16 protein-coding genes and 2 pseudogenes are annotated in these 19,260 nt (G+C 70.0%); 9 read left to right on the top strand and 9 right to left on the bottom strand.

The genetic code is table 11. From position 1 onward, the window contains the following. Positions 1-46: 46 nt before the first annotated feature. Positions 47-2,085 (bottom strand): annotated as a pseudogene (locus tag B9S58_RS33935) (thioredoxin domain-containing protein). A gap of 244 nt (positions 2,086-2,329) precedes the next feature. Between B9S58_RS33935 and B9S58_RS33940 the strand changes: the two are divergent. Beyond that, positions 2,330-3,283, top strand: coding sequence for a beta-ketoacyl-ACP synthase 3 (locus B9S58_RS33940; protein ID WP_103535727.1), 954 nt, complete (start codon positions 2,330-2,332; stop codon positions 3,281-3,283). An 85-nt stretch (positions 3,284-3,368) separates the two neighbouring features. Next, positions 3,369-3,608 (top strand): acyl carrier protein, encoded by a 240-nt coding sequence (locus B9S58_RS33945; RefSeq protein ID WP_181009549.1) that lies wholly within the window; start codon positions 3,369-3,371, stop codon positions 3,606-3,608. 419 nt (positions 3,609-4,027) lie between these two features. Here B9S58_RS33945 and B9S58_RS33950 read toward each other — a convergent pair whose 3' ends face one another. Beyond that, positions 4,028-5,443, bottom strand: coding sequence for a DUF11 domain-containing protein (locus tag B9S58_RS33950; RefSeq protein ID WP_103535729.1), 1,416 nt, complete (start codon positions 5,441-5,443; stop codon positions 4,028-4,030). A 597-nt stretch (positions 5,444-6,040) separates the two neighbouring features. Between B9S58_RS33950 and B9S58_RS33955 the strand changes: the two genes are divergently transcribed. After that, on the top strand, positions 6,041-6,868 hold the full coding sequence (locus B9S58_RS33955; RefSeq protein WP_103535730.1) for a serine protease: 828 nt from the start codon (positions 6,041-6,043) through the stop codon (positions 6,866-6,868). A gap of 1,124 nt (positions 6,869-7,992) precedes the next feature. On the opposite strand, the gene B9S58_RS33960 is transcribed toward B9S58_RS33955, so the two are convergent. Beyond that, positions 7,993-8,676 carry a hypothetical protein gene (locus B9S58_RS33960; RefSeq protein ID WP_103535731.1) on the bottom strand — a complete coding sequence of 228 codons (684 nt, stop codon included), beginning with the start codon at positions 8,674-8,676 and terminating at the stop codon, positions 7,993-7,995. Between the two features lie 287 nt (positions 8,677-8,963). Then, positions 8,964-9,125 (bottom strand): annotated as a pseudogene (locus tag B9S58_RS33965) (DUF255 domain-containing protein); the annotation flags it as partial. A 185-nt stretch (positions 9,126-9,310) separates the two neighbouring features. Between B9S58_RS33965 and B9S58_RS33970 the strand changes: the two are divergent. Both B9S58_RS33970 and B9S58_RS33975 read left to right on the top strand, forming a co-directional pair. Continuing rightward, the gene (locus B9S58_RS33970; RefSeq protein WP_103535732.1) at positions 9,311-9,877 is read left to right on the top strand and encodes a Uma2 family endonuclease; all 567 of its coding nucleotides are present in this window, start codon (positions 9,311-9,313) and stop codon (positions 9,875-9,877) included. Positions 9,878-10,411: 534 nt separating this feature from the next. Next, entirely contained in the window at positions 10,412-11,563 is a 1,152-nt protein-coding gene (locus B9S58_RS33975) for a DUF4190 domain-containing protein (RefSeq protein WP_103535733.1), read from the top strand. A 452-nt stretch (positions 11,564-12,015) separates the two neighbouring features. Here B9S58_RS33975 and B9S58_RS33985 read toward each other — a convergent pair whose 3' ends face one another. Both B9S58_RS33985 and mca read right to left on the bottom strand, forming a co-directional pair. Then, positions 12,016-12,255 (bottom strand): hypothetical protein, encoded by a 240-nt coding sequence (locus B9S58_RS33985; protein ID WP_103535734.1) that lies wholly within the window; start codon positions 12,253-12,255, stop codon positions 12,016-12,018. A 1-nt stretch (position 12,256) separates the two neighbouring features. Continuing rightward, entirely contained in the window at positions 12,257-13,138 is an 882-nt protein-coding gene (gene mca, locus B9S58_RS33990; protein ID WP_103535735.1) for a mycothiol conjugate amidase Mca, read from the bottom strand. 180 nt (positions 13,139-13,318) lie between these two features. Between mca and B9S58_RS33995 the strand changes: the two genes are divergently transcribed. Both B9S58_RS33995 and greA read left to right on the top strand, forming a co-directional pair. Beyond that, positions 13,319-13,741: a DUF4307 domain-containing protein gene (locus tag B9S58_RS33995; RefSeq protein ID WP_103535743.1), complete on the top strand. Its 423-nt coding sequence runs from the start codon at positions 13,319-13,321 to the stop codon at positions 13,739-13,741. 178 nt (positions 13,742-13,919) lie between these two features. Continuing rightward, a complete protein-coding gene (greA, locus tag B9S58_RS34000) occupies positions 13,920-14,417 on the top strand; it encodes a transcription elongation factor GreA (protein WP_103535736.1) in 498 nt (165 codons plus the stop codon). A 339-nt stretch (positions 14,418-14,756) separates the two neighbouring features. Here the strand turns inward: greA and B9S58_RS34005 are convergent, their stop codons facing one another. The 3 genes from B9S58_RS34005 to ilvA form a co-directional block, all read right to left on the bottom strand. Next, positions 14,757-15,620: an ABC transporter permease gene (locus B9S58_RS34005; protein ID WP_103535737.1), complete on the bottom strand. Its 864-nt coding sequence runs from the start codon at positions 15,618-15,620 to the stop codon at positions 14,757-14,759. After that, positions 15,617-16,639 (bottom strand): ATP-binding cassette domain-containing protein, encoded by a 1,023-nt coding sequence (locus B9S58_RS34010; protein WP_103535738.1) that lies wholly within the window; start codon positions 16,637-16,639, stop codon positions 15,617-15,619. Before B9S58_RS34010 ends, B9S58_RS34005 begins: the two co-directional genes overlap by 4 nt. Before the next feature lie 199 nt (positions 16,640-16,838). Continuing rightward, positions 16,839-18,068 (bottom strand): threonine ammonia-lyase, encoded by a 1,230-nt coding sequence (gene ilvA, locus B9S58_RS34015; RefSeq protein ID WP_103535739.1) that lies wholly within the window; start codon positions 18,066-18,068, stop codon positions 16,839-16,841. A gap of 157 nt (positions 18,069-18,225) precedes the next feature. On the opposite strand from ilvA, the gene B9S58_RS34020 reads away from it, so the two are divergent. Beyond that, positions 18,226-18,756: a MarR family winged helix-turn-helix transcriptional regulator gene (locus tag B9S58_RS34020; RefSeq protein WP_103535740.1), complete on the top strand. Its 531-nt coding sequence runs from the start codon at positions 18,226-18,228 to the stop codon at positions 18,754-18,756. Positions 18,757-18,829: 73 nt separating this feature from the next. After that, on the top strand, positions 18,830-19,260 hold a 431-nt coding region (locus B9S58_RS34025), incomplete at its 3' end, for a sigma factor-like helix-turn-helix DNA-binding protein (RefSeq protein WP_103535741.1).

Here is a 19,260-nt window from a genome sequence, read left to right on the forward strand (position 1 = left end):
CTGCCCTGCCCTGCCCTGCCCTGCCCTGCCCTGCCCGCGACGGCTATCAGCCGCCCAGCTTCGCCGCCAGCTCGACGGCATCGGTCGTCGGCGCGTCGCACACGAAGTGGCGGCAGACGTACGCGGTCGGCTCACCGCCCACCAGCGGCCGGTCCACCAGCAGCGGGAACTCGGCTCCCGCTCCCGGCCCCTCCCCCGCCGCGACGACCGCGCCCGGGGCCCGCCCCAGCAGCGCCGTACGGTGCAGCTCGCCGCCGACCGGACCGGCCACGGCCACCTCGCGGGGCCCGTCCAGCAGCGCTTCGGCCACCGCGAGGCCCCAGCCGGCGAACCGGGGGACGCGCGGGCCCAGCGCCTTCACCACACCGAGCGCGCCCTCGGCGGCCGTACGGTGCGCCTCCGAGCCGGTGTACGCGGCGTACGAGAGCAGCGCGCCGGCAGCCGCGGTCCAGCCGGCCGGGGTGGAGCTGTCGGTGGGGTCCTGCGGCCGGCGGATGAGCTGCTCGGCGTCGTGCGCGGTGTCGTAGAGCTGCCCGCCCTCGCCGGTGAACTGCTCCAGCACGATGTCCAGCAGGAACCCGGCGAACTCCAGCCAGGCACCCTCCCCCGTCACCGCCGCCAGCGCGAGGAAGCCCTCGGCGACATCGCCGTAGTCCTCCAGGACCCCGGCGTTGTCACCCGCGCGCCCGTCCTTGGAGGTGCGGGCCAGCCGGGCCACCTCGCCCAGGTGCACCCGGACCAGCAGATCGGCGGCCTCGGTCGCCCGCTCCACCAGATCCGGCCGGTCGAAGTACGCGCCGGTCTCGGCGAGCGCGGCGATGGCGAGCCCGTTCCAGGCGGCGACCACCTTGTCGTCCCGCCCCGGGCGCGGCCGCTCCTCGCGGGCCGCCAGCAGCCGGGCCCGTACGTCCGCGACCCGCGCGGCGTCCACGGGCCCCGCGTCCCCCGGCAGCCGGAGCACCGAGGCCCCCTCCTCGAAGGTCCCGTCCTCGGTCACCCCGAAATACGCGGCGGCGAAGGCTGCATCGTCCTCGCCCAGCACCTCACGCAACTGGGCGGGGGTCCACACGTAGAACGCCCCCTCGACATGCCGGCCGTCCGCGTCCTCACTGTCCGCGTCCAGCGCGGAGGCGAACCCGCCCTCGGCCGTCCGCAGCTCCCGTACCATGAAGTCGGCGGTCTCCAGGGCGATCCGACGGGCCTCGTCCGACCCGGTGGTGCGCCACAGATGGGCGTACACGCGACACAGCAGGGCGTTGTCGTAGAGCATCTTCTCGAAGTGGGGTACGACCCACTCCCGGTCCACGGAGTAGCGCGCGAAGCCGCCGCCGAGCTGGTCGTAGATCCCGCCCCGGGCCATCGCCGAACAGGTGTCGGCGGCCATCTGAAGCGCCCCCTCGGACCCCGTACGGGCGTAATGCCGCACCAGGAACTCGATCGCCGTGGACGGCGGGAACTTGGGCGCGCCCCCGAACCCGCCGCGCTGCTCGTCGTACTCCCGGGTCAGCCCGAGCAGCGCCTGCGCGGTCTCCTGCTCCCCGGGCACCCCGTCGCCACCGTGGACCAGCGAGCGCCCCGCCAGATCCGCGACGATCCGCCCGGCGACCTCGGCGACCTCCTCTCGCCGGTCTGTCCAGGCGGCCGCCACACCTTCGAGGACCTGGTGGAAGGAGGGCGAGCCGTGCCGGGCCTCGGGCGGGAAGTAGGTCCCGAAGTAGAAGGGTTCGGCTTCCGGCGTGAGGAAGACGGTCATCGGCCACCCACCGTGGCCGGTGGCCGCCTGGACGGCCTCCATGTAGACGGCGTCGACGTCGGGCCGCTCCTCCCGGTCGACCTTCACCGGCACGAAGTGCGCGTTGAGGTAGGCGGCCACGGTCTCGTCCTCGAACGATTCGTGCGCCATCACATGACACCAGTGAATTCGTAGAAGCATAAGTGGCAGGACGCATAGCCCACACTCAAGAGGATGGGCACGTCCCGCCGCTTAGCTTCGTTCATCGCCTCCTCTCCCCATGGCCACCAGTCCACTGGATTGGAGGCGTGCTGGAGTAGGTAGGGCGACTGCTCATTTGCCAGTCGGTTCATACCGGCATCGTCGCACGACGGAGAGTGTCGAGCCCACCCTGCAAAGCCGTGGCCCAGGAATACGTCGCAGGCCAAGCGGGACGGGATCTCCCAGACTGGCCGGGTTCGCCGCCGGTCTGTCGCCCCCGTCGTTTCATGGTCTGTGGCGCGGGGATCCATAGGGGCAGACCCACGCCACATGGCACACCCCCAAGCACGGCAGCACTGGCCAACGACCAGTCGACTGCCGTGGAAGGAGCATGGCATGGCTGATCCACCAGGTGTCACCATCAGCGGAGTCGGCGCCTACCGCCCCGAAACAGTCGTGAGCAATCTGGAGATATCCCAGCGCGCGGGTGTCGCTGAGGACTGGATCTCCTCACGCAGCGGCGTGCAGGAGCGCCGTCACGCGACAGGCGAGGAGTCTCTTGCCGTCATGGCGGCAGAGGCCGGCCGGGCCGCGCTGGCAGATGCGGGTGCCCGTCCCGAGGATGTGGATCTGGTGATCGTGGCGACGGCCACACATGCCCGTCCGATGCCGGCCGTGGCACCGCAGGCAGCACATGCGCTGGGCTGCGAGCGTGCTGGGACGTACGATCTCAACGCGGCGTGCGCCGGGTTCACCTATGCCCTCAGCACCGCCACCTCGCTTCTGCAGAGCGGAGCGGCGCGCACTGCCCTGGTCATCGGTGCTGAGAGGTTGACCGACTGGACCTCGCCCGCGGTGACCGACACGTTCGCCATCATGGCCGATGGCGCCGGGGCCGTCATGCTGACGCGTTCGGAGCGGCACGGCGTCCGGGCCGCGGTCTGGGGCAACGAGGGAGGCCGGGCCGACTACATCGTCATGCCGGACGACGCGGATGCCCCCGAGGTGCGGATGCGCGGTCCGCTGGTCTACAAGTGGGCCGTGGACACCCTGCCTGGCGTCGCCCGACGCGCCTGCGAGGTGGCCGGTGTGGCGCTGCGGGACATCGACTGGCTCGTTCCGCACCAGGCGAACGCACGCATTCTCGACACCTTGGCCGCGGCCTTGGGGATTCCCACGGGCAAGGTCGTACGCGATGTCGTGAAGTCCGGTAACACGTCTTCCGCGTCCATCCCTCTGGCGCTCTCCACACTGCGCGAGCGAGGCCACGCACGCAACGGCGAACACCTCCTCCTGCTCGGGTTCGGTTCAGGACTCAGCTACTGCGGTCTCGTCGTGCAGATGCACTGAGCGACTGCTCCCTCTCCTCTCTCTTCTTGTGTCGTCTCTCGCACCGAATCACCGCGCGCATCCGGATCAGAAGGGAACCACGGCATTGACACGCGACGAGGCCCTCGCCGAACTGGCCCCGCTCATCGGCGAACTCACCACCGCCCCTGTTGACGACATCGGCCCGGAGCACCATCTGGAGAACGACCTGCAACTGGACTCACTGTCGCAGATGGATCTCGTGGGAAGCGTGGAGCGACATTTCTCGGTCAAGGTGCAGGACGAGGAAATCGCCGGGCTGGACACGGTCGGCGACCTCATCGACCTCGTCGTCACCAAACTGTAGGAACGAGCGAGGCGCGACGCCGGACCGCCGAGGTGAACCCCGCTGCCCAACGCCGCGAGCCCACGAGCGCGAAGGGCGACTCCTGCTTCCTTGATCGCACACGCACCCCATGAGAGGACGTCTCATGTCTGCCGGGGTGTATGGGCCACCCCTTCAGGACTGGCTCCGGGGTGGCTCTGGGGGCATGCACCGCGAGTTGTCGGCGGACGACGCACCGGGGTACGCGATATCCATAAGGAGGCGGGCCAGCCGCCGAACATCAGCGGTTCCACAAGGATTTGCGGCGGTGACGGCATGGTGGCGGACAACCTCCATACGCCCGAGGGCAGGCGGTGCGGTGGGGAGTCGCGGAGACCGCCCTGCGGTTCCTGGGCTGACGGCGAGGTTGTACTGCGGCGGCAATGCCGCTGTCGAGGGATTCAGCACACTACGACGAGGTTGGTCAGGGCTGCGCAGGTGGCGGTGTCGGAGTCGTTGACGGGCGATGGGTCCTGTGGCTGGGAGGAGGCGCGTTCGGCGGTGCCCGTCAGAGACAGGCCGACCGTGAGCAGGCTCAGGTGTGCTCGGAAGGCCAGCTCCGTACTGCCGCTCGCGGGCAGGTCCGAGACCGCGCAGGTGATGCGGTTGGCGGCGAGGTCGGCCGTGCAGACAGGGGGAAGTCCGGACACCGAGATCACTTGGGTCGGCAGGGTGATCTGCACGGTCCCCGTCTCCAGGGTGTGGGGGCCGTTGTTGTTCACCGTGGCCGTGTAGTCGATGGCGGAGCCCAGGAGCGGGGCCTTGGCCGTGAGTCCGACCGCCAGGTCCGCGGTGGGGAGCGGGGCCTCGGCCAGGGCCAGCCTGTGGAGCGAGTTGCCGGCCGGTTGGATGGTGCCGGAGACCGTGTGCGTGGCGATGTCGAGGACGGAGATGCCGTCGCTTCCCAGAGCGCTGACGATGTAGGCGCTGTGTCCGTCAGCGGTGACCTTGATATCCGAGGGGCCTTTGCCGACCCGTGTGGTACCGGTGATCGTGCGGGTGGCGGTGTCGATGGCCAAGACGGTGTACGAACTGAAGTTCGCCGCCAGGAGCGTGTTGCCGTCCGGTGTCACCGCCACGTCCTCGGTTCCTTGTCCGGTGAGGACGGAGCCGAGGACCGCGAGCGTGGCGGAGTCGAGGTACATCACACGGTCGGGGTTGGACACCGCGACGTAGAGAGTTTCGCCGTCTGGCGCGATGTCCATCCCCCGCGGGTTTCCGGGCACGGACACACTGCCGGTGATCGCGCCCCCGACGGTGTCGATCGCCCATACGCTGTCGTCGTAGAGGCAGCCGACGTAAGCGGTGCCTCCATCCGGGGAAAGGGCCAACCGGTACGGCAAGCAGTCCAGTTCCACGGACTTCGACACGGTGTTCGTTGCGATGTCGACGACGTGGAGGCTGCCGGTCTCCTCGCCGCCGTAGACGTCGCCGTCACCGCTGAGCACGACGACGGTCGCGCCGTCCGGCGAGACCGCAAGGTCCTTGGGGCTGCCGTCCACCTCGATCTCGGAGACGACCGCGTTGGTCGCGGTGTCGATGCCCCGCACCTCCGTGTCGAAGATGTAGTCACCGTCGTGGGTGTAGCTGCCGACGTAGACCCTGGTACCGTCCAGCGAGGCGGCGACACTCAGCGGATCGGTACCCACCGGAACCGCGGCCACGTGATCCCCCGTAGCCGCGTCCAAGACTTCGACACCGTCCTGGGCGGCGTCAGGAACATACAGGCGCAGCACGGTGTCCCCGGCGCCGGTGGCATGAGCCGGGACCGGCGCGGCACCGAGGAGCGCTCCGGTCAGCAGACACACCACCAGCACGGTGACGGGCCGACACCTTGGGATGGCTCTGTGCACGAACAAGTTCTCTCCTCCGCGGAACTCGACAGGGTTGGCGCGGTTCCGGCCCATTCGTCGAGGGTCGGGGAGCAGAAACAGGATCGATTCAGTGTGATCCCGTACCGCGTTGTGCACGCCTGATCACACGTGCCTGACCGGGGTCGTCAGTGGACGGGGGCTTGCGCGGACGGGCAGTTCACCGAAGGCGCATGGAGCGTTTCGCCCGACGTCTTGCGGCAGCCGCACTCACCTGGAGTGAACGGCCGTGTCCAGGCTGGCACTGAATCACCCGGCAGACAAGACCGCTTGCGCCGGAGTGGAGGTATCCGCCCGTCCGCTTGCCCGAGTTCGGCAGGGGGGTCTGGTTGCCCTGAGCGGCACGGTCACTCGTTCGGGTTACTTCTGGAGTCCGGTCTCCTCGGTCGGGGAGCAGGCCGAGGCCGTAGCGGGCCGGGCGCGACGGCATCTGGCGGTCGGGCGCGTGACGGGAGAGGCCGGACAGGTACGGGTGGCGTCAGCGGGAAGTGGCGCGATCATGCCATGGTCGTCTGATACATCGGACAAGCGGAAGGAACTGCTGTGCGTTGGAAGAGGAGACTGGCCGCACTGCTGACGGGCGTGTGCCTGGCAGTGGGCCTGCAGGCCGGACCGGCCACGGCCATCGTCGGAGGGCGTGAGGCGACTCCCGACCGTCATTACTTCATGGCCGGCCTGGTCGACACCTACCAGAAGAAGGTGGTCTGCGGGGCGACATTGATCTCCCCCAGGTATGTGCTGACCGCCGCAAGCTGTCTTGGTGGGAGGAATGCCGGCGGGATGGGGGTTCTGCTGGGTGATCACGACTACGGCACGGCGACGGAGTCCGGCTTCCACCAGGATTTCATCCCGGTTGAGGACTTCATTGTTCACGAGAACTACGACCTCAGGACCATGGCCAACGACATCGCCTTGGTGCGACTCCTGGAGGAAGTGCGGCCAAACCTGAAGGTCGATGTGGCTTACCTGCCCTGGGAGTATTTGTACCAAGACTGGGCACACGCCCCCGTGACGGCTCTGGGCTGGGGCGCCACTCAAACCTTCGACGGCCCGGTGAGCACCGTCCTGCAGAGTGTCGATCTCGTCATGATGGCCAACGCCGAGTGCGTCAACCGGGGCATGGAGAACCTCACTTCCGGCAGCATCTGCAACTACACACCAGGCAAGGGCACCTGCACCTTCGACGACGGTGGTCCTGTGATCTACGACGCCGGGTACCCCCTCCTGGTCGGCATCATCTCCTACGGCGAAGGCTGTGGTAGTGGCAGCCCCGACGTGAACACTCGCGTTTCCTCCTACCTGCAATGGATTCTCCAGAAAACCCCCGATGCCACCTACCAGTTGAGGGGGAGCTGGCCCCCGCGCAGGTGATGACATCGCTGTCCGCTACCCGGCGCGGGACCTCCGCGGGGCCGTGACCGCGTGGCCGCCCCGCCGGCCGGGGGGCGGTACGGGGAGCGGCGGCCGGACGGCCACTCGGTCCGGCTCCAGCGCATCCACGCGCGTGAGGCACGGAGCGCCCGGAAGGCTCAGGCAGGCTCGGCCGGGAACCGCGAGGTGGCCTGAGAACCGGTTCCCGGCCTGCGGCAGCGCGAGTGAGCGCGTGCGCACCGCGCGAGCCGTAACATCGAACGACCGTGACCCGGCAGCGGCCCCATGGCCTCCGGCACCGGACCCCCGCTGTCCCGTGGGTTCGTCGGCGGACCGTCGTCGGTAGTGGCTGCGACGGGCTGTGGCTGGTGGTTTCGGCACCAGCGCTACGCCGGTACGGGACCAGGCCGTGCGGCGTACTGCCGACGACGAAGGCGGTGATGGTCACACCGGGAGCCAGGCGATCACGCCCCGCCTCCGCCCAGGTGCTGTCGGCAGGGGTTCGGAGTGCTGTGCGCGGACATCTCGATCGCTCGGGCCGAGGCTCTGCGAGCCTGAGTTCGCGGGGGTCTGCGAGGGGTGCCGTGCCGGATCAGTGTGTCCGGGGACGATGTGGCCACGGCCGACGCGTCGTGCTTGTCCGTAGCGCATGCGAGTGGGAGCGGCGGTGAAGCCGCTGGTGATCGCTGGAACCGGTAATGCCGGGCCCTCCGTTTGCGGCCGGGGGTGGCCCAGCCGGCTCCGGATGCCCCTCGCCTGCCAAGCCACCCAACTCGGCGCCGGCCCCGCGCCCCGCTCACATTTCCGGGACGGCCAGGGAGATCGGTTCGCTGCTGATGGTGGGACAGTGCGGATCGGCGGGCCGGTCCGGGGCCGCGTCGGTGGCGACGACTCTCAGGAAGACCAGGGCTAGCATGGCCAGCGCGATGTGCCGGTGCCATGAGGTCCAGTGCCCGACCTGGTAGAGGCCGAGTCCGGCCTGCTCGCTGCGAGCAGCCGTGAGCGCGGTACGCGGCCGGCTGCCTCCCCCAGGACAGTCTCCAAGTCATGTGAGCGCATGAGTCGGTTACCGGGAAGGGCCGCCTCTCCATGGCCAGATTCGCGCCCACTGGCCATGCCGACCCTCAGGGAGCGAGAAGGTCGTCACGCATATTGAGGCACATGCTCATTTCAGCGAGGTGCCGGCCGTCCGCGATGTCGAGGAGGCAGGTGAAGAACACCATCTGACGGCTCAACCACACGTTCCTGACCTCGCCGAAAGTCAAGCGTACGGTCACCTCGGCGTCGAAGACAGGGTGCCGTAACCGGGTGCTGCTGGAGGTGACCATGACGCGGCGCCGAACTTCCGCCCAGGGCCTCCGAGGAAGGGCGGAGAAGGCAGGAAGGTGCCCGCCGAAATAGGCGAGCAGCACCGAGCTCATGGTGTGGAAGCTGGCCAGTTCCAGGGTGGTCGAGTGGTGCAACAGGAGTCGGTGCGGGGCCCGGACGTCGCGATCGGATTCCAGGTCGACCCGATAGAGCCCCGTATAGGTCCCGTCTGCGTAATCGGCGCCGTAAGGGCGCCATGGCGTCGAGACGACCCAGGTGTCGGTCAGACGATCCATCGTGGCCGCGAGCGACGTCAACGACTGGGTATCGTTCCCCGGAAGGCTCATCCCGGACATGCTCCCATGACCCTCGCCCACGCGGTAGAGGCCGGATTCCTGGAGCGCCGCGCCGCTGACGATGCCGACGTGGAGTTCTTCCAAGGCCGAACAGTCACTGCCGCTTCGTTGGCCGACGGTCACCCTCAGGATGATGGACTCCACGTCGGGAGACTCGCCGGCCCGCCCATCCGGCACCCGGGACCAGCCCCGAACGCGCTACGACAACAGGACCCCTCCGCGGCGAGCGGGGATTCCTCCCTGTTCGAGGCGTGACTGCGGAGCAGCAAGGGAAGGCGCGAGTAGCCACGGCGGCGAACCCGATGATCGAGGAGACGCCTGATGAGGGAAACCATCACCGTGCAGGGAGCCGTGATGCACCCGGCGAGGTGGAGGACCCTTGATGCCACGCGTGCAACGCACTCCAGCTACCTGGATCTACACATTCAACAGTGGCACCAATGGCAGCTCGCGTACCCGACGCTGAGCAGCACCGGCACGTCCCGCTTCCTCGCCTCCTCGAATGCCTCGGGCGACCAGGGCCACCAGTCGACGGGATTGTCGGCGTGCTGGAGGAGGTACGGGGAGGTGGTCTGCGTAAGTCGGTTGGCCATGAGCCAATCCTCGCGCACCCACCTCCGCGTCACCCGCACGCCACGGGGCGGGGACGTGAACGGGCAGATGGCAGGGGGCAGGGGAGACAATCGCTCCTCCAGAAGCCGGGCGCCCCGGCGTGACCGGCCAGTAGGCTGAGCCCAGCAGCGCCGGGACTGCCGAGGCTCTTCGAAAGAGGTGGACCATGACCGCCGAGATGGTGGCGCCCGCATGGATGCACACCCAGATCAGCGCGGAGCAGTACGACTCCTGGACCGAGGAGCAGTGCACCGGCATCGAGATCGTGGACGGAATGGTCGTCGTGAGCCCGAGCGCCTCCAAGCGGCACAACCGGCTGGCCCGGATCCTGGCCAACGCGCTGGACGCCACCGCGGGCCCCGACTGGAACGCCGACACGGACTTCGACGTCCGCCTACAGGATGTCCCCCTCACCAACCGCCGCCCGGACGTCACCGTCTACCGGGCGGGGACCATCGACCTCACACCCACCCGCCCCGAACACGTACTCCTGGTCGTCGAGGTCGTATCGCCCGGCTCGGAGACCACCGACCGGATCGTGAAGGTGGACCAGTACGCCAAGGCCGGCATCCCCTTCTACTGGCGCATCGAGCAGGCCGCCACCGGCGTTCCGATCGTCTACACGTACGTTCTCGACCCGGCGACCAAGACCTACCGGGACGGCGAGATGTTCACCGGCGTGATCAAGGCCGCGGCCCCCTTCTTGGTGACCGTTGACCTGGGATCCGTCTGACAAGCAGGCCGAAGGAGCGGTGGTGGGGCCCGGAAGGGGCAGCGCCAGGAGTCTTTCTCCGCCTCGCTGCCCGAGCCCCGCAGGAGGCTGCCGTCGACGGTGCCTTCCTGCCTGTTCAGGTAACCCGCCATTGCGCCCAGGCTCCCCAGCGCGGCAGGAGCGAGTGGTGGGAGCAGAGGGATCGTGTGGGGCCACGCGTCGGATCTCAAGAGCTTCAGCGCGATGTGCCGAGCCGTCTCCTCGGCGGGGGGAACGGCCATCGCCGGACACACGGGCGAGTGCGCGAACTCGGGGCCTCGCCACGCGTCATCCGCAGCGGCGGCCCCGCGTCCGGCAGCTCCGACAGCCCCGGCGAGCACACCGGTGACAGCCTGGGCCTGGGCTTGAGATCGGCGCTCTGATGCCGTGAACGGGCAGGTGGCAGGGGGTTGGGCAGGCAGGAGGGCGGTGCTGCAGGAGGGCGGTGCTACCGTGCGGGCCCCGGCCCCACGCGGCCTCCCGCGCTGATCACCTCACACGAAGGGGCACAGGCCCATGACCGTGCCACCGCCTCCACCGCCCCCCATACCGCCCGGTTCTCCTGGGCCTCCTGGGCCTCCTGGGCCTCCTGGGCCTCCTGCGGCGGGCCCCTACGGTCCCTGGCAGCCGGTTGCCCCGAAGCCGCCGCTCAGCGGGCTCGCCGTCGCCTCGCTCGTCCTGTCGCTGCTCGTCTGCCTCGCGCCGGTGGGGCTGGTCCTCGGGATCGTCGCGCTGGTGCGGATCCCCCGGAACGGCAAGCGCGGCAAGGGGCTCGCCATCGCCGGGACGGCCGTGGGCGGGGCGGTGGTCGCGCTGGCCGCACTGCTGCTGGTGATCGGCGGGGTGCGGTTCAGCGCCTGGACGGTGGAGGACGGCGAGGTCTTCGGCCCCAGGGAGCCGACGTCGGCATCGCTGTTCGACCTGCGCGAGGACGACTGCTTCACTCCGGACGACGGGCTGCCCGAGCCCGGCGGTGACCGGCTGAAGAGCACGTCGGCGAAGGTCGTTCCGTGCGACGAGACCCATCGGGGCCAGGTCTACGGGTCGTTCGAGCTGCGGGGCGAGACGTTCCCCGGAACCGAGGCGATCGTGGCCGAGACCCACAAGGGGTGCGCTCCCCTGCTGCACGACTTCGCACTCGACACCACGGCCCTCCCCCGGGTCCGGTCGTACTACTACCACCCGGACAGGGTTGGCTGGGCGAGCGGCAACCGTACGGTGCTGTGCTGGATCGGCTCCGCCTCCGGGTCGCTGGAGAAGTCGCTGCGGCAGGGCCCGGCCGACTGGGACGACGTCCAGCTGGCGTATCTGACGGCGATGCGCGCGGCCGGTGAGGCCGGGGTCAGCCGGCCCGCCGACGATCTGCGGAACGACCTCGACGGCGCCACCGCCTGGGCCGGGCGGATGGCTGCGGGCACAGGCGAGTCGGCCCGGTCGCTCCGCGCCGAGGACGGCTTCCCGGCGACGGCGCGGGGCCCGGTCGCCGCGTTCGCGGACCGGCTGGAGAAGCTCTCGGCCGTGATGGGCTCCGCCGCGAAGGCATCCAACGCGCAGGAGTTCGAGCAGCGCATGGGGGCGATCGGCACGGAGGACGGGGCCCGTGAGGAACGGGACGTACGGGCCGCCCTCGGCCTGGTGGCGCCGGGCGGCGGCGACCTGGCCGGGTGAAGCCGCCCGCCCGCGCCTAGGGGGTGTCTGGCCATTCCCGTCTGCCGCGCGACGCCATGCACGCACTCTCGCCGCACCGGCCTCAGGCCCAAGTACGTCCAGTACGAGGGCCTGGGGCCGGCACGCCGAGAGCACGCACCTGAAGCCGCCCGCCCGCGCCTTAGCCCTCCCTTTGCCTCTCCCCTTGCCCGATGCCCCTCGCGCCGGGGAGCGCTACGCAGGAGACTTGCCCCCCACGCTCGTTATCCGGCGCTCGACAGCCGACGCTTGGTATCCGACGCTTGGTATCCGACGTTCCGGAACCCGAGGTCCGGAGCGCGGCTCTCGGAGGGGACACATATACCCGTACCCGTACCGGCGTACAGGATCCGTCCCCGTCCTCGTACGCGTGAGGGGCGTCCGGCACCAGGGCCGGACGCCCCTCCCTTGACGCGCGCGGTCCCCGGCGCGGGTTACTTCCGGGGGGAGGACGCCCCGTCGCCGACCGGTTCGGCGGCCACCGCCGCCGGGTCGGGGGCCTCCTCGAAGTCGACCTTGCCCATGTGGCGGTTCATCGACTTCATCAGCGCCCACACGCCGACGGCGAGCGCCGCGAAGACGAGGAAGCCGAGGACGCCGGGGGTCACCTTGTTCTTGTCGAGCTCTTCGGCGGCGAGCGGGACGAGGTGCGTCAGTGCCTGGGTCGCGTACATATCAGGCATTGTCGCGGATGCCCGCGAAGAGGTCGCTCTCGGGGAGGGAGGTATCGACCAGAGACTTCGCCAGCTCGTACTCCTCGGTCGGCCAGACCTCGCGCTGGATGTCCATCGGAACCCGGAACCAGCCGCCCTCCGGGTCGATCTGCGTGGCGTGCGCGATGAGCGCCTTGTCGCGGATCTCGTAGAACTCGCCGCAGGGAACGTGCGTGGTCAGCGTGCGCTCCACGCGCTCGAACTCCTTCCAGCGCTCCAGCCACTCGCCGTACGGGGACTCCAGGCCCCGGGCGAGCAGCGCCTCGTGCAGCGCGACGGTGCGCGGCCGGTTGAAGCCCTGGTTGTAGTAGAGCTTCCGCGGCGCCCAGACCGGGCCGAACTCGTCCTCGGGGAAGCGCTCCGCATCGGCCGCACCGTCGAACGCGATCATCGAGATCGTGTGCGTCATGATGTGGTCGGGGTGCGGGTAGCCGCCGTTCTCGTCGTACGTGGTGATGACCTGCGGCCGGAACGCGCGGATCTTCGCCACCAGGCGCCCCGCGGCGGCCTCGGGCTCCTCCAGGGCGAAACAGCCATCGGGCAGCGGCGGCAGCGGGTCGCCCTCGGGCAGCCCCGAGTCGACGAAACCGAGCCACTCCTGCTGGACTCCCAGGATCTCCCGGGCCTCGTCCATCTCCTTCTTGCGTACCTCGTGGATGTTCTTCTCGATGTACGCGTCGCCCTGGAGCTTCGGGTTGAGGATGGAGCCGCGCTCGCCTCCCGTGCAGGTCACGACCAGCACGTCCACCCCCTCGGACACGTACTTGGCCATGGTGGCCGCGCCCTTGCTCGACTCGTCGTCGGGGTGGGCGTGAACGGCCATCAGTCGCAGCTGCTCAGTCAAAGCTCGATCCTCAGTCATTGGTCGCTCTGGTCGATCATGGGTCGGTCCGGTCTCTGCCTCAGAGGTGCCGGCCCGCGCGACATCGGTGTGGGGCGCGGTCGGGTGGCGGGCGGGCGGCTTCTATAGTGACTGAACGGGGGGCTGGAAAATTCCTCGATGCCCGGTCCGGAGGGAAAGATCATGACGGCGGTTCGCGAGGCTGCGCCCGAGGGGCGGTATGGCCGGACCGAGGATCAGCGTGCGGACCGCAAGCTGAAGATCGTCGGATCGGTCCTGGGCGTCGCGCTGCTCGGCGTGGTCGGGTGGATCGGTTTCGACTACGTGGGCGGCCAGGGCATCAGCGCCGAGATGATCAAGTTCAAGGTCGTCTCCGACACCCGGGCCGATGTCCATCTGGAGGTCCGCAAGGACCGCGAGGGCCACGGCTACTGCGTGGTGCGGGCGCTCAGCGAGGACGGCTCCGAGGTGGGCCGCAAGGAGGTCCGGTTCGACCGGGCCGAGGACCGGATCGACGAGGTCGTGAAGGTGGTCACCCGGTCCAGGGCGACCGCGGTCGAGCCGATGGGCTGCACCGCCGACGACGGCCCGACCGGCCGGTCCTGACCGCACCCCATGTGACCTGTGACGATGCGGGGCACAGTGGCTGGTACTGGCGTGTGACGGTTTACCTTCTCCCCCTTTTCCTGCGGAATTGTTAGGCTCGTGGTTTCGCCCACCCGTGGAGGCACATGCTTCTGGGTAGGGCGATGCTTTGTATTCCCAGCACCGACGAGGAGCACCTGTGACCCAGACCAGCGAAAACGTCACCTGGCTCACGCAGGAGGCGTACAACCAGCTGAAGGCCGAGCTGGAGTACCTGTCTGGTCCCGCGCGCACGGAGATCGCCGTCAAGATCGCGGCGGCCCGTGAGGAGGGTGACCTCCGGGAGAACGGCGGGTACCACGCGGCCAAGGAGGAGCAGGGCAAGATGGAGCTGCGGGTGCGCCAGCTGACCCAGCTCCTGGAGCACGCGAAGGTCGGCGAGGCACCCGCCGACGACGGCGTGGTCGAGCCCGGCATGGTCGTCACGATCGCTTTCGACGGCGACGAGAGCGACACGATGACCTTCCTGCTCGCCTCCCGCGAATACGCCAGCACGGAGATCGAGACGTACTCCCCGCAGTCCCCGCTCGGTATCGGTGTGAACGGCAAGCGGACGGGCGAGGACGCGGAGTACGAGCTGCCGAACGGCAAGACCGCCACGGTGAAGATCATGGCGGCGAAGCCCTACTCCGGCTGACTCGGCCCACCACGACGGAACGACGCGGGAGCCCCGGCCTCAGGGAGGCCGGGGCTCCCGTGCGTCATCACGTGGGCACCCGGGCCGTCCCGGCGGGCGGGAGGCCGGGCCGCGTGGGGGCGGGGCCGTCCGGTGCGGTCGTCATGGTGTCCTCCGTGGTGTCGCGTGCCGGGGATGGCCGAAAACGGTCGCGGGGGATGCGGGTGGACACCGTCGTGCGACCCCCGACGGCGCCCACCCACATCCCCGGTATCCCCCGCTGTCCATCGGTGTCCATCGGTGTCCATCAGAAGAGACTCACGGTGCCACCGGAACTCATCGATCCGCCCGGAGCGGACGTCAGACCGAGGCCGAGCGGTACTTGCGGACCGCGAGCGTGCGGAAGGCCACGATGATCAGCACGGACCAGATGACCGAGGCGAGAATCGGGTGCTCCATCGGCCAGGCCCCGGTGACGGACTTCGGCACGCCCGGCATGGTGTTACCGAAGAGCTGACGGGCCCCCGCCACCGTGGCACTGAACGGGTTCCATTCGGCTACGTGCTGGAGGAACGTCGGCATGCCGGTGACCGGCACGAAGGCGTTCGAGATGAACGTCAGCGGGAACAGCCAGATCAGTCCACCGGAGGTCGCCGCCTCCGGGGTGCGCACGGACAGACCGATCAGCGCCCCGATCCAGGAGAACGCGTAGCCGAGCAGGAGCAACAGCAGGAAGCCGCAGAGCACCTTGCCGATGTTCTCGTGGGTGCGCCAGCCGACGATCAGTGCGACCCCCGCGAGCACGACGAGCGTGAGCGTGGTCTGTACGAGGTCGGCGAGCGTCCGCCCGGTGAGAACCGCGCCCCGGGCCATCGGCAGCGACCGGAAGCGGTCGATGAGCCCCTTGTGCATGTCGTCGGCGATGCCCGCCCCGGCGCCCGCGGTGGCGAAGGTGACGGTCTGGGCGAAGATGCCCGCCATCAGGAACTCCTTGTACAGCTGCGGATCGGTGGAGCCGCCGATGCTGATCGAGCCGCCGAAGACGTAGGTGAACAGCACCACGAACATGATCGGCTGGATCAGTCCGAAGATCACCATCTCGGGGATCCGGGTCATCCGGATCAGGTTCCGCTTGGCGACGACGAGGGAGTCCTTCACGGACTGGGTGACGCCGCCGGAGGGACGGGGCACCAGCGTGGAGGTGTCCTTGGCGATCGCGCTCACTGGGTGTCCTCCTTGCTCCGGGAGTCACGGGACCGTTCCGCTTGTGCCTCGCCGGGCTCCTCGTCCTCCTGCTCGGGGGCTTCGGCCGCATGGCCGGTGAGCGAGAGGAAGACGTCGTCCAGGGTGGGCCTGCGCAGGGCGATGTCGTCGATCTCCACGCCCTGGGCGTCCAGGTCGCGGATGATCTCGGCCAGCAGCTTGGCCCCGCCGCTCACCGGGACGGTCAGCTTGCGGGAGAGCTGGGCGACGGTGACCTCGCCCTTGCCGAGGGCGGTCAGCACGGACCGGGCGCGCTCGATCTCGTCCGGGCGGTGCACGACGACCTCGACGCGCTCGCCGCCGGTGCGGGCCTTGAGCTGGTCGGAGGTGCCGCGGGCGATGACCTTGCCGTGGTCGATGACGCAGATGTCGTGGGCGAGGCGGTCGGCCTCCTCCAGATACTGCGTGGTCAGCAGCAGGGTCGTGCCGCCCGCCACCAGGTCCTCGATCACGTCCCAGAGCTGCTGCCGGTTGCGCGGGTCGAGTCCGGTCGTCGGCTCGTCCATGAACATCACGGGCGGGGAGACGACGAGCGCCGCCGCGAGGTCGAGGCGCCGGCGCATACCGCCGGAGTACGTCTTGGCGGTGCGGTCGGCGGCGTCGCCGAGGTTGAACCGGTCCAGCAGGACGCCCGCGCGGGCCTTCGCGTCCCGGGCGCTCAACTGGTAGAGCTGCCCGACCATCTGGAGGTTCTCCCGGCCGGTCAGATACTCGTCCACCGCGGCGAACTGCCCGGAGAGCCCGATCGAGCGGCGTACCTCGTTGGGCTTCTTCAGTACGTCGATCCCGGCCACGACGGCCGTGCCGCTGTCCGGGCGCAGCAGCGTGGTCAGTACCCGGACGGCGGTGGTCTTGCCCGCGCCGTTGGGCCCGAGCAGTCCGAGGACGGTGCCCTCGGGGACGTCGAGATCGACGCCGTCCAGGGCTCGTACGTCCCCGAAGGTCTTCACCAGACCTTCGGCGTGGATCGCACCTGGCATGGAGGGACTCCCCGTCACTCGCGGATGGTGTCGCCGGTGGCGGCTTTCCGGTCCGATCCTAGGATCGGCGGGCCCCCGTCGCCCGGTGAACGGACACATCCCGGCCACCCAGCGAAGAATCGGCCCTACCCGGCGGTCACGGGATCACGGGACCAGCCGTTCCGAGCGATCGCGGTACCAGCCGTTCCGAGCGGGTTCCTCAGCCCATCACCCGGTAGCCCGCCGCGCGCAGCGCCGCCTCGACCTCCGCGCAGTGCTGCGGGCCCTTCGTCTCCAGACGCAGGTCGACCTCCGCCTCGGTCAGCCCGAGGCGCGGGTCGGTACGCACATGGCTGATGTCGAGGACGTTGGCGTCGGCCACGGTCAGTGCGGCCAGCAGGGCGGCCAGCGCCCCCGGGCGGTCGGTGAGCCGCAGCCGCAGGCTCAGGTAGCGGCCCGCCGCGGACATCCCGTGCCGCAGGATGCGCTGCATCAGCAGCGGGTCGACGTTGCCGCCGGACAGCACGGCCACCACCGGCCCCCGGAACGCCTTCGGGTCGCTGAGCAGCGCGGCCACCGGGCTGGCCCCGGCCGGCTCGACGACCAGCTTCGCCCGCTCCAGACAGAGCAGCAGCGCACTGGACAGCTCGTCCTCGGTGACCGTACGGACCTCGTCGACCAGCTCCTCGACCAGCCGATACGGTACGTCGCCGGGGCGGCCCACCTTGATGCCGTCGGCCATCGTGACCGGGGAGTCGAGTGAGACGGGGTGCCCGGCGGCCAGGGAGGGCGGGTAGCAGGCGGCGCCCTCGGCCTGGACGCCGACGATCCGGACGTCGGGGCGCAGGGCCTTCACCGCGACGGCGACGCCCGCGGCGAAACCGCCGCCGCCGATACCGAGGACGATCGTACGGACCTCCGGGCACTGCTCCAGGATCTCCAGACCGACGGTGCCCTGGCCCGCGATGATGTCGGGGTGGTCGAAGGGGTGGATGAAGACCGCGCCGGTCTCCTCCGCGTACTGCTGCGCCGCGTCGAGGGTCTCGTCGACGACCTGACCGTACAGCCGCACCTCGGCCCCGTACTCCCGGGTCGCGGCGACCTTGGGCAGCGGCGCCCCGACGGGCATGAAGACCGTGGAGCGTACGCCGAGGAGCGAGGAGGCGAGCGCGACCCCCTGGGCGTGGTTCCCGGCGCTGGCGGCGACGACCCCGGCCGCCCGCTCCACCGGGGTGAGGCCGGAGATCCGGACGTAGGCGCCGCGCAGTTTGAAGGAGCCGGTGCGCTGGAGGTTCTCGCACTTGAGGTGGACCGGGGCGCCGACCAGTTCGGTCAGATGCCGGCTGCCCTCCAGCGCGGTCACCCGGGCCACCCCTGACAGCATTTTCTGCGCGCCCCGGACGTCGTCGAGGATCAGGGCCGAGTGGGGGGCGGTCGCGCGGAAGCTCATGTCCGCAAGTCTTGCAGCTCGAACAGCGCCCGGCAGACTTGTCTCATGGCGCCCTGCGGTGGTGTCCGCAGGTTTGTGCGGCACTGGTACACGTTGCCCCGGGGCCGCGTACTCTGTCCCCCACCCATCCGACACCGCACGAAGAGAGCCCCCGGCCATGCCCCCTCAGGACATGACGACTGCTGCGTCTCCTTCCGGGGACGCCGTCCCCGAACACCCGGGCCCCGACCGCCTGCTGGACTCGCTCCAGCACCAGGTGGCGGTCTTCGCCCGCCGTGCCGAGCAGACCCGCCTCGGCGGTGTCGGCCAGGTCCGCAACTCGATGGACCGGGCGGCATACCTGCTGCTGAACCGTCTTGACCGGGAAGGCCCGATGGGCGTCAAGGCGCTGGCGGCCGGGATGGGTATCGACTCCTCGACGGTGACCCGGCAGGTCGCGCCGCTCGTCGACACCGGTCTGGTCAAGCGCACCTCGCATCCGGAGGACGGCCGGGCCGTCGTGCTCCAGCTCTCGCCGCGCGGCCAGGCCCGGCTGGACGAGGTCCGCGCCTCGCGGCGCGAGCTGATGATCCAGGTGACGGACGGCTGGTCGGAGGAGGAGCGGGACATCTTCTGCACCCTGCTCACCCGTTTCAACGGATCGCTGGCCGCCCGCCAGGCCGCGCACCAGCCGCCGCAGTCCGACTGACCTCGTCCCCTCCCCGCACCGGGCGCGTCCGGGCTATTGACCGGGGCGGTGCGCCGGGGCTCGTATATGGTCCATGGCTGAGCGGGCGACCCGGCGGGACCGGCTCCGCGCCCTGGAGTTCGAGGACTTCGTGGCGGGCGCGGGCGGACGCCTGCTGCACACGGCGACACTGCTCACCGGCGAACCGTCCGGACCGCCGGGCGCGTACGTGCGGGCCGAACGGCTGCTGCACGCGGCGCTCTCCCGTACCTACGCCGACTGGGACCGGCTGCGCGGCGGCGACCCCTACGACCGGGCCCGCCGGGAGCTGGCCCTCCGGTTCGCCCGGGAGGCCCGGCGCCACCAGCGGCCGCGCGGCGGTCTGCTGGACCGGCTGACGCCCATCGAGCGGCTCGTCCTCGTCCTGCGGATGTACGAGGAGGTCGGCGAGGAGCAGACGGCGGCGCTGCTCGGGCTGCCGGCCGACCGGATCCGCGCGGTGTGCGCCCGCGCCGTGGCGGCGCT

The sequence above is a fragment of the Streptomyces sp. SM11 genome (assembly GCF_002910905.1).
GTDB lineage: Bacteria > Actinomycetota > Actinomycetes > Streptomycetales > Streptomycetaceae > Streptomyces.

What these genes read in the sequence shown, in the direction of transcription:
- B9S58_RS33940 (WP_103535727.1), top strand. Translation starts at nt 2,330, where the DNA reads ATGGCTGATCCACCAGGTGTCACCATCAGCGGAGTCGGCGCCTACCGC.
- B9S58_RS33970 (WP_103535732.1), top strand. Translation starts at nt 9,311, where the DNA reads ATGACCGCCGAGATGGTGGCGCCCGCATGGATGCACACCCAGATCAGC.
- B9S58_RS33975 (WP_103535733.1), top strand. Translation starts at nt 10,412, where the DNA reads ATGACCGTGCCACCGCCTCCACCGCCCCCCATACCGCCCGGTTCTCCT.
- B9S58_RS33985 (WP_103535734.1), bottom strand. Translation starts at nt 12,255, where the DNA reads ATGTACGCGACCCAGGCACTGACGCACCTCGTCCCGCTCGCCGCCGAA.
- B9S58_RS33995 (WP_103535743.1), top strand. Translation starts at nt 13,319, where the DNA reads ATGACGGCGGTTCGCGAGGCTGCGCCCGAGGGGCGGTATGGCCGGACC.
- B9S58_RS34010 (WP_103535738.1), bottom strand. Translation starts at nt 16,639, where the DNA reads ATGCCAGGTGCGATCCACGCCGAAGGTCTGGTGAAGACCTTCGGGGAC.
- ilvA (WP_103535739.1), bottom strand. Translation starts at nt 18,068, where the DNA reads ATGAGCTTCCGCGCGACCGCCCCCCACTCGGCCCTGATCCTCGACGAC.
- B9S58_RS34020 (WP_103535740.1), top strand. Translation starts at nt 18,226, where the DNA reads ATGCCCCCTCAGGACATGACGACTGCTGCGTCTCCTTCCGGGGACGCC.